At 59.5% G+C, this 14,450-nt stretch carries 15 protein-coding genes; 10 read left to right on the top strand and 5 right to left on the bottom strand.

The genetic code is table 11. The features are described 5' to 3' along the window. The first annotated feature begins 125 nt into the window (after positions 1-125). Positions 126-1,028, top strand: a complete 903-nt coding sequence (locus AC2A6O_RS17530; RefSeq protein WP_498928997.1) for an MBL fold metallo-hydrolase — start codon at positions 126-128, stop codon at positions 1,026-1,028. A gap of 12 nt (positions 1,029-1,040) precedes the next feature. Here the strand turns inward: AC2A6O_RS17530 and AC2A6O_RS17525 are convergent, their stop codons facing one another. Then, positions 1,041-2,039 (bottom strand): DUF1499 domain-containing protein, encoded by a 999-nt coding sequence (locus tag AC2A6O_RS17525; RefSeq protein WP_498928995.1) that lies wholly within the window; start codon positions 2,037-2,039, stop codon positions 1,041-1,043. A gap of 189 nt (positions 2,040-2,228) precedes the next feature. Between AC2A6O_RS17525 and AC2A6O_RS17520 the strand changes: the two genes are divergently transcribed. From AC2A6O_RS17520 to AC2A6O_RS17510, 3 genes are all read left to right on the top strand, one after another. Further along, a complete protein-coding gene (locus AC2A6O_RS17520; RefSeq protein WP_498928993.1) occupies positions 2,229-2,666 on the top strand; it encodes a hypothetical protein in 438 nt (145 codons plus the stop codon). Positions 2,667-2,803: 137 nt separating this feature from the next. Further along, positions 2,804-3,100, top strand: coding sequence for a hypothetical protein (locus AC2A6O_RS17515; protein WP_498928991.1), 297 nt, complete (start codon positions 2,804-2,806; stop codon positions 3,098-3,100). A 281-nt stretch (positions 3,101-3,381) separates the two neighbouring features. Further along, positions 3,382-4,356 carry a magnesium transporter CorA family protein gene (locus AC2A6O_RS17510; protein ID WP_148584954.1) on the top strand — a complete coding sequence of 325 codons (975 nt, stop codon included), beginning with the start codon at positions 3,382-3,384 and terminating at the stop codon, positions 4,354-4,356. Positions 4,357-4,409: 53 nt separating this feature from the next. On the opposite strand, the gene pdxH is transcribed toward AC2A6O_RS17510, so the two are convergent. Further along, the gene (gene pdxH, locus AC2A6O_RS17505; RefSeq protein WP_148584955.1) at positions 4,410-5,045 is read right to left on the bottom strand and encodes a pyridoxamine 5'-phosphate oxidase; all 636 of its coding nucleotides are present in this window, start codon (positions 5,043-5,045) and stop codon (positions 4,410-4,412) included. Positions 5,046-5,126: 81 nt separating this feature from the next. On the opposite strand from pdxH, the gene AC2A6O_RS17500 reads away from it, so the two are divergent. The 4 genes from AC2A6O_RS17500 to AC2A6O_RS17485 all read left to right on the top strand — a co-directional run bounded on the left by AC2A6O_RS17500 (position 5,127) and on the right by AC2A6O_RS17485 (position 8,372). After that, entirely contained in the window at positions 5,127-5,594 is a 468-nt protein-coding gene (locus AC2A6O_RS17500; RefSeq protein ID WP_209001133.1) for an RT0821/Lpp0805 family surface protein, read from the top strand. 197 nt (positions 5,595-5,791) lie between these two features. Continuing rightward, complete coding sequence (locus AC2A6O_RS17495; RefSeq protein WP_498928988.1) at positions 5,792-6,766, top strand: DnaJ C-terminal domain-containing protein; 975 nt, start codon at positions 5,792-5,794, stop codon at positions 6,764-6,766. A gap of 171 nt (positions 6,767-6,937) precedes the next feature. Further along, entirely contained in the window at positions 6,938-7,468 is a 531-nt protein-coding gene (locus AC2A6O_RS17490; RefSeq protein WP_498928986.1) for a MarR family winged helix-turn-helix transcriptional regulator, read from the top strand. 175 nt (positions 7,469-7,643) lie between these two features. Next, positions 7,644-8,372 (top strand): GNAT family N-acetyltransferase, encoded by a 729-nt coding sequence (locus AC2A6O_RS17485; RefSeq protein WP_498928984.1) that lies wholly within the window; start codon positions 7,644-7,646, stop codon positions 8,370-8,372. On the opposite strand, the gene AC2A6O_RS17480 is transcribed toward AC2A6O_RS17485, so the two are convergent. The 3 genes from AC2A6O_RS17480 to AC2A6O_RS17470 all read right to left on the bottom strand — a co-directional run bounded on the left by AC2A6O_RS17480 (position 8,354) and on the right by AC2A6O_RS17470 (position 11,614). Then, entirely contained in the window at positions 8,354-8,899 is a 546-nt protein-coding gene (locus AC2A6O_RS17480) for a ClbS/DfsB family four-helix bundle protein (RefSeq protein WP_148584963.1), read from the bottom strand. The genes AC2A6O_RS17485 and AC2A6O_RS17480 overlap by 19 nt on opposite strands. Positions 8,900-8,964: 65 nt before the next feature. Further along, entirely contained in the window at positions 8,965-10,287 is a 1,323-nt protein-coding gene (locus tag AC2A6O_RS17475; protein WP_498928982.1) for an NAD(P)/FAD-dependent oxidoreductase, read from the bottom strand. A gap of 1 nt (position 10,288) precedes the next feature. After that, entirely contained in the window at positions 10,289-11,614 is a 1,326-nt protein-coding gene (locus AC2A6O_RS17470) for an NAD(P)/FAD-dependent oxidoreductase (RefSeq protein WP_498928980.1), read from the bottom strand. A 199-nt stretch (positions 11,615-11,813) separates the two neighbouring features. Here AC2A6O_RS17470 and AC2A6O_RS17465 point away from each other — a divergent pair, with 199 nt between their 5' ends. Further along, positions 11,814-12,044 carry a hypothetical protein gene (locus tag AC2A6O_RS17465; RefSeq protein ID WP_498928978.1) on the top strand — a complete coding sequence of 77 codons (231 nt, stop codon included), beginning with the start codon at positions 11,814-11,816 and terminating at the stop codon, positions 12,042-12,044. A 28-nt stretch (positions 12,045-12,072) separates the two neighbouring features. Next, positions 12,073-14,403 carry a fatty acid cis/trans isomerase gene (locus AC2A6O_RS17460; RefSeq protein WP_498928976.1) on the top strand — a complete coding sequence of 777 codons (2,331 nt, stop codon included), beginning with the start codon at positions 12,073-12,075 and terminating at the stop codon, positions 14,401-14,403. Positions 14,404-14,450 lie beyond the last annotated feature (47 nt).

Here is a 14,450-nt window from a genome sequence, read left to right as displayed (position 1 = left end):
CATTTGGGCCCGGCTTGGCAAAGTAGCGCTTCCCTAGCCGATTCAAACGTCAGATACATGACGTGCAGATCCACCCGGATACCGCCGAAACATTTGCCCGCAGGCACAAACGAACCGGAGACAACATGAAGCATGATCGCGCGTTCGATCCGCACTATGGAACCGCCGTCGAAGTGATGCCGGGCGTGCGCCGGCTGACAGTAAACAATCCGGGACCTTTCACTTTTCATGGCACCAACAGCTACCTTCTGGGAACCAGCCGGCTGATCTGCGTCGATCCCGGACCTGCCCTGGAAGGCCAGGTGGAGACCATTCTAAAAGCCGCACAAGGCGCCCCCATTGAGGCGATCCTGGTCACGCACACGCATGTGGATCATTCACCGGGCGCGCGGCTTTTGAAAGAAAGGACCGGTGCGCAGATCATCGGATGCGGGCCGCACCGGCCGGCACGCGAGCTTCTGGAAAACGAGGTCAACCCACTCGATGCCAGCGGTGACAAGGACTACGCGCCAGACCGATTGCTGGAAGACGGCGAGATATTCGAGGCTGCCGGCATCTTGCTGGAAACCGTTGCCACCCCCGGCCACACGTCCAATCACCTGTGCTTTGCCCTCACCGGCGAGCCGGTTCTACTGTCTGCGGACCATGTCATGGGCTGGTCGACATCGGTGGTCGCCCCGCCAGACGGCAGCATGCGGGACTACATGGCCTCCATCGACAAACTGCTGGCCCGCACCGAAGACAGCTATCTGCCCGGGCATGGCGGCATGGTCCAAAACGCGATCAACTATGTCCGCGCGCTAAAAGGACACAGGCTCAATCGTGAGGCCTCTATCCTGCGGGAACTGGAGAAAGGTGAAACATCGATCCCGGAAATCGTTTCGGTGCTTTATGCCGCCGTCGATCCGGCGCTGCATCCTGCAGCTCGTCTGTCGGTATTCGCACATCTGGAAGACCTTGCGGACCGTGGCCGCGTCGAGGCCAGCCCGGAGGTGTCTCTCACCGCCCGCTACCGTCTTGCCGGTTAAACCTGCGAACGGTCAGCCTTCAAGATCGACCGCATCGAGACCTTCGGCAACCGGCGCGTCCTCGTCCTCGTAATACGGTTTGAAGCTCGGTAGTGGAATTGTCTCGCGCAGATCCTCAACCGGTTCGACCGGCAGATCCTCTTCCACCTCTGTCTCATCGACGGACAGTCTTGCCAGATCGCCATAGGTCTCCAGCAGCACCCGGTCGATTTCGCTGAAGACCAGACGGATGCGATCTGCATTGTCGGTCAGGTCCTTCAGCGGTGTGCGTGAGCGTGAACGCACATCGAGCAGCGCCCCAACCGAATCCGGGCGAATGCGCAGGACGATGTCGTGTTTCAATCCCAGGATCTGCGAAGTGCCCTCTGCCTGGAGAAAGGTCGGAGCGTCGAGAAGGTCGGGCGGCAATTCGCCAACCACCTGCCAGTTCAGCGCTTCAAGTGCCTTGGCACCGGCCGCATGCAACTGGGCTGTGGAAATACGGTACCGGCGGGGAACGATGTCGGGATACAGGCGGTCTTCCGCCGAAGTGCCCGCTTCGCTCAGTTCCGGCCCGGCGCCCGAATAAGCTGCCACACTCGGCAAGACGTCCTCAACAAGCATGGTGTTCAGCCAGTCGAGAAATGGCTGATTGTCGGAAATGACCGTCGTTTCCAGGCTGGGTGGATCGGTTCGATTTGTAGCCAGGTCGCTCGCGCCTGCATGCATCACCAGCATGCCGACAACCAGTGCAGGCGTCGCAAGCGCCAGTACCCCCAGGAACAGCCCGGTAAGCGCTGCCGGCACACCAGGTCCGCCATAGGTCCAGATCCGGTGAAAGCTGAACAGCGCAAGCAGAATGGCGCCGAGCGCAATCGTTGCCGCCGCAATGAGCGACAGAACGAAGACATCCGCCTCGATGAGACCGAACCGTTTTGCCAGAAAAGCAATTGCCGCAAGCGCCAGCGCCACGGAGCCAGCCGTACGGCTTGCCGGTGCTGAAGCTGTTTTGTAAACGGCGTAGCGCTTCATCAGACCCTATCTCACCTGGCCTGCCGCATCGACGCGGAAGGCTTTCCACCTGATTGTTTCTTCGTTTACAGCCAAATTGTCAAAAATGAACTTCACTTCGACGGTGAACACATCATACATTCCTTCTGTGTAAACGATAAACGTGCAAGCAAGACACGCCGGAATGACAGTTTCAAATCGGGGCAAGGCATGACCGGATTGCGGTCCCGCCGTACGGCGAATGAACCGGAGCACAGCGCAACCGGTGACGCAAAACAAAAAGCAGTTTCACCTTTTGGCCTGTTCCGGCCGGGCTCAGCCAATATCTGCCTGTGTCACTTGCTGGTGCTGACGCTGCTGCTGTCGCCCATCGCTCTCGTGTTTGCGTTCCTCTATGCCGAGACTGGTGGCCACTGGCAGCAGACGCACTATCATTATCTTCGCACGACGATTGCCCTTCTGGTCATCGGCCTGAGCGCAGGCGGTCTGATGATCCTGCTTGGGGCGGCGATTTCCTCGGTACTGATGCTCGTCGGACTGGTCCTTTGCACCGCGACGGTGCTGCTCATTTTTGCCCGATCACTGCATGGTTTCTACAGGGCTCTGCGCGGTTTTCCGCTGCGCAATCACCAAAGCTATTTCATATGAACCACCAGTCATATACTTGCCGATTTCGCAGCCACGCCTAATTCGTAAAGAAATAATTACCGTAATACTTCAAATCCATCCCGGATTCGTTACATCTTGTTATTGTTTTTGACTGGCTGATTTCCGCCAATGAGCGCATGATTTTTAACATCCGCTGCGGATATCGGCTGAAAGGCGTGTTTTCCGCCTTCCGTTTGCCGCAATTGGATAACAAACGCACTCCGCCCGCGAGCCAAGTAAACTTTAACCCAGAGAGCGGGCACTGGAAGAGACAACGGACGAGACAAATGTCTGAGCAATCTGCAAGCCGCCCTGCCCCGAAGCAAAACGCTGACGCGAAGCTTGTCAACCTCTACAAGCCCGTCGGCATCGCAGCCCTCAACGCAGCTGCCCTTTGCAAGAATTCAGGCACGGCAGCGAAGAAGAAAAACTGAGCAGCCGCTCCCGATGCGTCCTGCGCCCGGAACCGCTGCTGGCTTCCTTGAAGTCAGCCCGCCGCGGCGTTGAAAGACGCTTGGTCACGGCCGGCATGACCGGTCAAGGATAGTGCTCGGACATGCAATCGGCCACGATTGAATGTCCGCCGTCCGGAAGCGGCTGTGCCTCATGGGCACCCGCAAAATCACATCTTTCAGGTGGTTGCCGTCTCTCCATCTGTTGGGCAAACTGCCGCCGAAAAGGGCGCGGTCCGCGTCCCCCGGCGGAGATTCCCTGAATGATCATTGCCTATTGCCCAACGGTGAAAGGGCTGGAGCGTATCGAGCTTTCCTCTGGTGCCCCCTTGCCGTCAACGTCCGTGTGGATTGACCTGATCGCCCCGACACAGGAAGAGCAAAAGGCAGCGGAAAAGCTGATGGGCGCGGAAATCCCGACCCGGGACGAGATCGCTTCCATCGAAACATCCGAAAGGCTTTATCTGGAACCGGGCGCCGTGGTGATGACCGCGCAGCTCCCCATTGCCACCCAGATGATCGACCCGGCACTTTCGTCCGTCACCTTCGTCATCAATGCCAAGCGGCTCGTCACGGTCCGTTATGGCGAACCGAAATCCATCGCCCTTCTGTCGCGCAGGGTTCAGGCCGATTCCGGCATCGCCCACAAGGGAACGGCTGTTCTGTTCGCGATGCTCGACATCATCGTCGACCGCTGCGCCGACGAAATGGAAAGCGCCTCGGCCCGGTATGACACGCTGGCGGTGCAGGTTTTCGGCGACGGCCTCAACATGCGCAAGACCGCAAGCTATCAGATCGCCATCAAGCAACTGGGGCAGATCGGGTTGCATGTGTCCAAGATGCACGATGTCTGCACCAGCCTGTCGCGGATGCTGCTTTATCTCAGCACACATGCCAAACGGCTGAACCTGAACGAGGAGCAGGAAGCCGACTGCAAGATGTTCGGCAGGGACATCCATTCCATCAAGGAACATGGCGATGCACTGGACAACAAGCTGTCTTTCCTGCTGGACGCGACGGTCGGTCTCGTTTCGCTGGAACAGAACCAGATTTCAAAGATCTTTACCGTCGTCAGCGTGATCTTCCTGCCGCCCACGCTGATCGCATCGATCTACGGCATGAACTTTGCCAACATGCCCGAATTGAACTGGCAACTCGGGTTTCTTTTCTCACTGGGACTGATGGTGACGTCTGTGGCGTTGACCTACATATTCTTCCGCTGGAAGCGCCTGCTCTGAACCGCCGAACCGTCCGGCTCTGCCCAGTTCTCTGACTTGCCTTTGCAGACGTCTTACGGATAAAGGCGCGCCTTGCTCCAGGGCTGATCGGCGGATGCGCGGGTGAATTGCACCCGGTCATGCAGCCGGAACGGCCTGTCGTGCCAGAACTCGATGGAAACCGGCATCAGGCGCATTCCAGACCAATGGTCGGGGCGCGGAATATCGCCAATACCGAACTTGGCTGTGTATTTCGCCACTTCCTTTTCCAGTGCGAAACGGCTTTCCAACGGCCGAGACTGCCTGGATGCCCAGGCGCCGATCCGGCTGCCGCGGGCCCGGGAGCGGTAATATTCGTCCGCTTCCTCGTTCGAGACCTGTTCGACGAGACCCCGGATGCGCACCTGGCGACGCAGTGACTTCCAGTGAAAACACATGGCGGCCTTGCCGGCCGAGAGCAGTTCCTGCCCCTTGGCGCTTTCGAAATTTGTGTAAAACACGAAGCCGCGTTCGTCGAAATCCTTCAGGAGAACCATACGCACATTTGGCAGGCCATCTTCATCGACGGTCGACAGCGCCAGGGCGTTGGGATCGTTGGGCTCCGAAGCTTTTGCGTCCTCAAGCCATTCTGCAAAAAGCTCAAATGGTTTCGCTACCTCTGTAAAGTCACCTTTTGTTAACTCTTCAGGGGGATCTTTAAGGTCTGTCATCGGTAACCTGTCGAAGGAAACGACAGCCTTGAGAGCGGCGCAAAAAGCCGGACCGGGGGGCTGCCTTAAAAAATGTATCGTATGCGTTCATATACTGCCGAGCACATAAAGATCCAACCCTTTGCGGCACTTTGCCTGGCAATTGCAACCGCACTTGGCGGATGCAGCCAGATATCCGTACCGGTGGGCAGCAACAACATCGATTCTCCCACTCTCCTGACCGGCTCCATTCCGTCCGTGTCGGATGTCGCCTACGCTGATATCAACGACGACGACCGGTCGGTCATCGCCGAGAACCTCGACACCATCAGCCCGGACCTTGCCGCCGGAAAGCCGATAGATTCCCTTTCGCTGACGTGGCTCAATTCGATCAGCGGCAATTCGGGCACCTTGTCGAGCATCAACGCGTCCAGCTTCAGCGAGACCGGCTGCCTTGGCTTCAAGACAACCGCGAATACCATTGTCGGCATCAAGCTTTACAGCGGAACGGCCTGCAGGGACGTGACGCAGAAATTCGCTGTCACCAGCCTTAACGTCGCCGACGCTTGAACCCTGACGAAAACCAGCTAAAACCGGAAGGTTCTCAAGTCCAAGGTCAGGGTCTGGAATTTTTTCCTATCCATCCCGATATAGAGGACAAGTCCGGTCAAGCATGACCTGCTTCACTTGCACGCTTCGTTCGGCTTGCCGAACACAGCAGTGCGCGGGTCAGACTGCCGGAAAATCTTAGGAACCTGGTGAGACGAATGCGTGATCCCTACAGCGTTCTCGGGGTGGCAAAATCTGCCAGCGAGAGCGAAATCAAGAAGGCCTTTCGGAAGCTGGCCAAAAAGTACCATCCGGATCAGAACAAGGATGATCCGAAGGCGGCGCAGCATTTTTCCGAAGCAAATCAGGCCTACGAAATTGTCGGCGACAAGGAAAAGCGTGCCAAGTTCGACCGTGGCGAAATCGACGCGGAAGGCAAGCAGCGCTATCAGTCGCACGGTTTTGAGGGCTTTTCCGGTTATGAAGACTTCGGCGGTGCGCGCACCCACAAGACGTCCCAGGCCGGCGGCGGCAGTTTTGACGACATTTTGAACGACATTTTCGGCAGCTTCGGCGGTGGCCGTGGGCGTGCCGGAGCGGGAGCCGGCCCTGGCGGCGGTTTCGGCGCGGGAGCCCGTGCCAAGGCACCGCCCAAGACGAAGGGTGCCAATGCGGAACTCGTCGCGCGGGCCTCGCTGGAAGACATCGTCAACTCCGGCAAGACCCAGGTCACGCTCCCAAGCGGCAAGACCGTGAATGTCACCCTGCCCAAGGGCGTGGTCGAGGGCGAAAAGATCCGGCTCAAGGGCCAGGGGCATCCGGGAGAAAACGGTGGCCCCGCAGGCGATGCCTTGGTCGAGATCCGCTTCAAGCCGCACAAGCTTTTCGACGTGAAGGACTCCGACCTTCATCTCGACCTGCCGCTGACGCTTTATGAGGCTGTTCTGGGGGCGAAAGTGCGCACTCCAACCCTGTCCGGAGCGGTCAACCTGACCATTCCGGCCAATGCCTCAAGCGGCAAGACCATGCGGCTGAAGGGCAAGGGTCTGCCGACCAAAAACGGTGGTCATGGCGACCTTCTGGTGAAACTGCAGATCGTGATGCCGCCACATAGCGATGACGAGCTGGACACGCTCATGCGGGCCTGGAAGGAAATCACTCCCTACCGCGCACGCGGTCCGGAATTCGACTAGGTCGCGTCCTCCTAAACGCGGTGACGTTTTCTTTCGCCCCGTCAGTGATCACTGGCGGGGCGATTTTGTTCGGACCCAATCACTTCACCCGTTCTCTCCCTCTCCTTCACGGTCAAGCCTTGCGAATATATATAACTAGTTATATATTCAGTTATACAATTGGAGAGACCCATGAGCGAAGATGTCCTGCGCGCCCTTGGCTACGCCACCCTGGGCAGCCGGCTGAAGCGGATCGGAGAAATTCTGCAGGCACAGACACAGACCGTTGCCGCCGAGCTTGCCGGCACGGACCTGCCGACGCCGCACAATCCCGTACTCGCCGCACTTGATCGGCAAGGGCCATTGAGTATCGGTGATTTGGCCAAGGCGATCGGCCAGAGCCAGCCGGGCGTTACCCGAATGATCAACAAGATGAAATCGGACGGACTGGTTGAGGCTTCCGCCTCCCATAAGGACCGGCGCGTGACGACAATCGAGCTGACCAACAAGGGCGAAGCTCTGGTTGCCCACCTGAAAGAGACGCTTTGGCCTGCCATCACTCTGGCTGTTGCCGATGCCTGCGACGGCCTGGAAGGCCCTCTGCTTGATCAGCTTGCTGCTCTGGAGGACGCCCTGGCCATGCGGCCGCTTTCCAGCCGCTGCAAGGACAAGCCGTTGCAGGCCTGGAGCAGCCTGCAATCCCCCCCGGAGGGCGCATCATGATCAGGCACGTCTGGCAAGGTTGGACGGAACTCATCACCACCATGTGTTTCCACTCGGCAGACAATATCATTCACCGCGCCTCGGTCGCCGGATTACGCATGTGGTTACCGTCCCCAGACCGCCCGGACGGTCCTGAAACGACGGGATCTGGTTTCACAGCACAATGAGCATCAAGATGCACGCAGTTATCAATGAAACGGGGCGGGACAGCCTCCTGAACCGGGTTGTGTGGTCAGCGCTGACCAGCCGGCAGGCGCAATTCAGCCAGGGTGGCAACCTTGCCCGTCGTTTCGATCCGGCCATCTCTCCCTTTGCCGCAGCAGCGGACAACTCGCCTGAAGCATTGGCTGCCCTGGCGGAGCTGATCCAGGCGGGTGACGACCGGGTCTATCTTCTGCAGGCAGACGACATCGCCCTGCCCCCTAACCTTGAAGCGGAGGTTACTGCGGCAGGTGTTCTCATGGTGGAAGTTTCGCCGTCAGCCGGGCCATCTGCCTCAACCCCTATCGTGGGCCTTGGCGAAGCCGATGTGCCGGAAATGGTCGAGCTTGCAACGCTGACGAAACCGGGGCCGTTCACCGCGCGAACACCGGAGCTGGGGACCTTCTTCGGGATCAGACAGGACGGCCGCCTGGCGGCGATGGCTGGCAGCAGGATCAATCTCGACGGCTATACGGAAGTCAGCGGAATCTGCACACATCCGGACTTCCGCGGAAGGGGGCTGGCGTCCGAGTTGTCTCTTCATGTGGCAAACGTCATCAGGAGCCGGGGCGACACCCCGTTCCTCCATGCCTATGCGGACAATCACGGAGCGATCGCACTCTACCGGAAGCTTGGTTTCGAGATCCGGCGAGAGGTCAATGTAGCCGTGGTCAAGCGCAAGGCTCAGGCCGATCCAGCCTGATCCGCCGCAGGAGGGCTGCGCCGGTCTCTGTCTTCCTGAAACCGGGCACGACGCTGGCGCAGGTATTTTGAAGCCGACCGGTAATGGCTGGGTCCGGCGGCTTCCGCCCAGCGGCCCGTCGTCCATTTGTTGTTGGAGCCTTTCATCGGCCCGCCGTAAAGCTCTTCCTCGTCCAGGTTTTCGATCAGGGCAAGCAGTTCAACGTGATTGCTGTCCAGAAGCGAGCGCACTGACTGCCACGACAGACCGGATTGCTTCTGCCGAAGATCGGCATTGTATCTGGTCGTCTCGTTCCACTTGTACCCTTTTGCCGGAAACCAGACGGGCCTGCCAGCCTGTCCATCCCGATACCAGGCCAGAAACAGGTCGATCCAGTGCGCCCTGTGGCCGACGATGTCCTTCGGCGAAATGCCGTCCGCATCCTTTTCAAGGCGCAGCATCGCGGGCAGGTCATCGAGAAGCGTTTGTAGCTTTGAAAACTCGCGCTCGCTTGCGGCAAGTAGTTCTGTTTTGGATGTTGCCGGCATTCTGTTCTCCCGTGACCGCATCATGCGGGATCAGATAGCCTGATGTGCCACGTCCCGTGCGCGTTTCACCTGTCCTGCCAGCCGTACCACCAGTACGCGCCCTGAAGATAGAGCTTGCGCAAGGACGGTAGCGGAAACCTGGCGAATGGCCGCCGCAAGGGAACCGGCAGGTCGTCCGGCTGGAGCTTGCCCAGCATCAGCCCGGCGACCTTGTCTCCCGATATGGAAGCCATGGCGATACCGCTGCCGTGCCACCCCATTGCGGCATAAATGCCGCCAAGGCCGGGCACTTCGCCGACAAAGGGGGTGAGGTTGCGCGCCAGGCACACGTGGCCATACCAGCTATGTTCCGCTTCGACGCCCGCCCAGGCCGGAAACATATCGTCGAAATCCGCCCTGGCACGATCATACATGGCCGCCAGGGACTGGGCGTTTTCGAAAATGCCGCCGCGCGTGCCGAACAGGAACCGCCGGTCCGGCAAAAGGCGGAAATAGTGCAGCAGGTTGCGGGTGTCCGCGGCCATCGTATCGGAGGTCCAGCCCTGCGCCGACAGTTCGTCGTCGCTCAAGGGCCGGGTGACCAGGATGGACGACATGACCGGGAGCGTGCGCCCGTGCAGCCACCTGGGGGCATCTTCACGCGCGTAGCCATTGCCCGCTAGGAGAACCTTTTTGGTCCGAACCAGACCGTGCGGGGTTTCAAGATGCCAGCGGTCACTGTCCCGGGAGATCCCGGTCACCGGTGTTTTTGCAAAGATCCTGCCGCCGGCGCGGCGAACCTGATCCGCCAGGGCCTGAACGTAAGCCATCGGATTGAGCGCAAAGCCATACGGAAGGTGCATGCCGCCATGGAAGGTCGGCCCGCCATAGCCTTCAGCATCCAGATCCGCCTTGGAGAGAACCCGCGCCTTGATGCCGAAGTTCTCCTTCAGGAAAGCGGCTTCTGCCTGAAATCCGGCGAAGTCTTTTGGCCGGTGGGCCAGATAGATCTCCCCCTTTGAATGGCGGTCGGCGTGGACACCCCAGCTATCCAGCCGCTGGGCAACAAGGTTGACGCCGGCAACCTGATAGGCAACGAAGCGGCGCGCTTCCTCCAGACCGAATTTCCTGATCAGGCTGTGCTCGTCCAGCTTGGTTCCGCCAAGACAGCAAAATCCGCCGTTGCGGCCCGAAGCGCCGTAGCCGACGTGTTCCGCCTCCAGAACACACACGGAGACACCGGCCTGCGCGAGCCGCAGCGCAGCGCTCAGCCCGGCAAAACCCGCGCCGATCACCGCGACGTCGAACACCGCATTTCCGATAAGCTGCCGGTCCAGTCTGGCCTGCGGAACGCTGGCTTCCCAGTAACTGCCAATGGTCTGGCGGGTTTCCGTGCGGTTTAACGGCATCTCAAAATCCGAGCCTGTCCCGCAGGGAGAACCATGTCATGGCCAGCACCAGAAGCGGGAAGCGCAGCCGGTCACCGCCGGGGAAGGATGGTATGTCCAGTTTTTCAAAAACGTCGAACCGCCCTGCGGTTCCCGTCACGGCTTCGGCCAGAATCTGTCCTCCAAGGGTAGCCATGGCAACGCCGTGGCCGGAATAGCCACTGGCGGTCAGCATGTTGGGGGCCAGACGCGCAAAATAGGGCATGCGCTTTGGCGTGATCGCCAGCGTGCCGCCCCAGCCGTAATCGATGGCCACATCGTTGAGCTGCGGGAAGATTTCCAGCATCGGTTCACGCACGAAGGCCTTGATGTCTTCAGGAAAGCGATAGCCGTAGTTCTCGCCGCCACCGAACAACAGCCGGCGGTCGGCGGACATGCGGAAGTAGTTGATCACGAACTTGCTGTCGGCCACCGCGACGTTGTCGCGGATGATCTTGCGTGCCTCGTCTTCCGAAAAGGGTTCGGTTGCCACGATGAAATTGTTGATCGGCATGACATGCGCGGCGGTCTGCCGCTCGAGACGACCAAGATAGCCGTTGCAGGCCAAAATCAGATGGTCAGCGCGAACATCGCCCTGCCCGGTCCGCACGGTGATCCGCTCCGTGCCCTGACCCTCGATACCGGTGACCTTGGTTTCCTCGAAAATCCTGGCCCCCGCGGCAGCGGCAGCCTGGCCGAGCCCCAGTGCGAAATTGAGCGGATGAAGGTGGCCTGCCCCCGTATCCAGAGAACCGCCGTAATAGCGCGGACTGCCGACCTGTTCGCCGATTTCGTCCGGACCGACGAAGCGGATGTCCTCATAGCCGTAGACGAGCCTGAGATGCTCGACATAGTCGCGAGTATCCTCAATGAAACTCTTGCGGTGATCGGCATGCAGTATCCCCGGCGTGTAATCGCAGGCGATCTGGTGCTTCACGATCAGGTGCTTGACGAGCGCCTTGGAGTCCTCGGCAAGATCCCACAGCAATCTGGCGTGAGACTTGCCGTGGCGTTGCTCAAGAACAGTCTGTTCCTCGCGCTGACCGGACCCGACCTGGCCACCGTTGCGGCCCGAGGCACCCCATCCGATCCGGTTGGCTTCCAGCAGGATGACATCGACACCGCGTTCGGCCAGATGCAATGCGGCTGACAACCCCGTGTATCCGCCCCCGATGACACAGGCCGTACAGGTTTGAGAGCCGTTCAGAGCCGGGTGCGCTGTTTGCCTGTTGGCAGTCGCAGCATAATAGGAAGGAGGGTGTTGACCTGGCGTGTCATTAGCTGTCAGGAGATCAAGCGAAGTCAGCATGTCGGAAGCCAGGCCCTCTTATCAACATGAATTTCGGTGGCGGGGAGTGCAACCCACATTCCCTTGTTCAGCAGTCGGATTCAAGGTGTAATCAGTCGGCAGCAGGCAGGTTTTGTCTGATTTTGTAAGCTCTTGAAGATCCCGCAACGTCAGGACGTCCGATCAGAAGGCTCCGATGACGCATAAGGAAGGCAAAACTGTGTTTGGTCCAGTAGAACACCCCTGGTTCGATCCGCTGTGGCGCAGAATTGTGCTGGTCGCTTTTTGCGCCGGCTGGACCGGCGTGGAATATGCTTACGGCACCACCACCTGGGTCTATATCATGACTGCAATCACAGCCTATGCGGGATGGGCCTACCTGTTCCACTATAAGGGGCCTGATGATCCGAGCCGGGTGACCCGTGAGCGGATGGAAGACGATGAGGGGTGAGCCCTCTGACTGGACTGCAGCCGGGCGCATGAAGAGGCCGTTTTTCCGGTTCCCGAAACGCGCCTTTCAGCTGCTGATGATTTGCTGGGCCGGCGCGACGACGGCGCAGGAAGCCGGAGCTCCCGTTGACGTTCTCAACAAGCGCTGCGTGGTCTGCCACGGCTGTTACGACGCGCCCTGTCAGCTGAAACTGTCGTCGGCCGCAGGCTGGTTGCGGGGCGCGAGCAAGCAGACAGTCTATGATTCCTCCCGGTTGGAGGATGCCCCGTTGACGCGCCTTGGAATCGACGCGAAAACCGTGCCGGGCTGGCGCGCCAAGGGGTTCTTCGACGTTGCGGGTGCAAAGGATGGCCCATCGGTTCTGGAGCAGTTGCTTCAGGCAGGACGGAAGAGTTCCTTCAAGCTCGGAGCACCGCTTCCCGACGACATCGACATTTCGACACTGCGGTCCAATAGCTGCGCCATGCCCGGCAAGGTGAAGGACTATCTTGAAGAGCATCCGCAGGGCGGCATGCCCTTTGCCATGGCACCGCTCGCCGACGGTGAGTACGCGACCTTGCTGGCCTGGGCCAGGGATGGCGCGCCTGCCTCGGATGCGGACAAGCGTCTGCCCAACAGCGTCAAACAGTCGGTGCATGCCGTCGAAACTTTCTTCAATCGCGGCGACAAACGATCGAAGCTTGTTGCGCGCTATATCTACGAGCACCTGTTCCTGGCCCATCTGCATCTGGAGGGCGATGAGAAAACCCGCTTCTTCCGGGTGATCCGCTCCAGAACCCCGGCCGGTTCCCCCCCTGATGAGATTCCCACGCGCCGGCCTTTTGACGATCCGGGTGGTCCCTTTCACTACAGGCTTGTCCCGATTGACGGCACCATCCTTCACAAGGAGCACATGGTCTATGAGATCGGTCCCGAGCGCCTCAACCGCTACGCTGACCTGTTTCTGAAAACCGACTGGGAGATTGAGAGCCTGCCGTCCTATTCAACGGCCGCGGGCGGCAACCCTCTGTCGACATTCCAGGCAATCCCTGCCCGCAGCCGCTACCAGTTCCTGCTGGACGATGCGCTGTATTTTGTCCGGTCCTTCATCCGTGGCCCTGTCTGCTACGGGCAGGTTGCGGTCAACGTGATCGAGGACCGCTTCTGGGTCTCATTCCTGAGCCCGGATGCCGACCTGTCCGTGACGGACCCGAGCTTTCTGGAAAACGCGATCCCGATCCTGGAACTGCCGGTTGCGCAGTTCGATGGCAAATTGTCCAAGCGGCTGGAAGCATTCCTGTCGCTCGGACCGGTCAAGTATCAGGAGTTTCGCAAGGGACGATACGAGAGCAAGTTCAAGGTTGATGGCGGCCCGGACTATGGCGACATCTGGGACGGCGACGGGACCGAGGTCGATGCCCGCCTGACCGTCTACCGCAATTTCTCCTCAGCGTCTGTGGTGACCGGTTTTGTCGGCGCTGTGCCGGAAACAGCCTGGGTCATCGACTTCCCGCTGTTCGAGCGGATCTATTACAATCTCGTCGCCGGGTTCGATGTCTTCGGCAATGTGGAGCACCAGCTGACGACGCGTCTTTACATGGACAGTCTGCGCCGTGAGGGGGAGCGAACGTTCCTGTCATTCCTCCCGCCACAGCTTCGCAAACCTATGCACGATAGCTGGTATCAGGGACCGCTCGTCAATCTAGTCGATCTCTGGAAAGAAAGTGCGCTGGACAACACGTCTCCAACGGGCATCCATTTCGCCACCAGCTACGCCAAGTCGGAGTTCCTGACCTCTCTGCTACGCAGACCAGCGGGCCTGTGGGCCGCGCACGACCCCATCAACCGCTGCAGCGGAAGCACCTGCGCTGCCGACGACACCCCCGCAGGTCAGCTGCGCCCGCTCGTCCAGAAGCCTGCTCCCTATGCAAAGTTCCTGGCCGATATCTCGGTCCTTCTTGTGGAAACGGAGCGTGACACACAGGTGTTCACCCTGGTGCACGACATGGCCCACAGCAATGTTGCCTTCATCTTCAACGAGGACCTGCGCCGCGAACCAGAGAACGACGGTGTGACAGTCGTTCCCGGGCAGTTCAGCAGCTATCCGAATTTCATGTTCAATGTGAAACAGGCCCAGTTGCCGGACTTCGTGCAGATGATTCGGGCAATCCGGTCTCAGAACGACTATCTCAAGCTCGTGGCGCGTTACGGTATCCGCAGAACGGATCCGGCGTTCTGGACCGAGTTCGACCGGATCCAGACCGCTTTGAGAGAGCAGAGTGAACTTCAGGCGGGCTTGCTCGACCTCAATCGATACCGGGACCCGAAACCCCTCGACACGATAGACCGCCTGTTCGAGTTCAACTTCTCACTGGATTAGACTTGCAGCTTGAGCGGGTGATCTTGCAAATTTCCCCGCTTCCCGAG

The organism is Labrenzia sp. ATLA3, from assembly GCF_057180185.1.
Note: the sequence above shows the minus strand (reverse complement) of the source record. Positions and strands in the feature narration are given on the sequence as shown.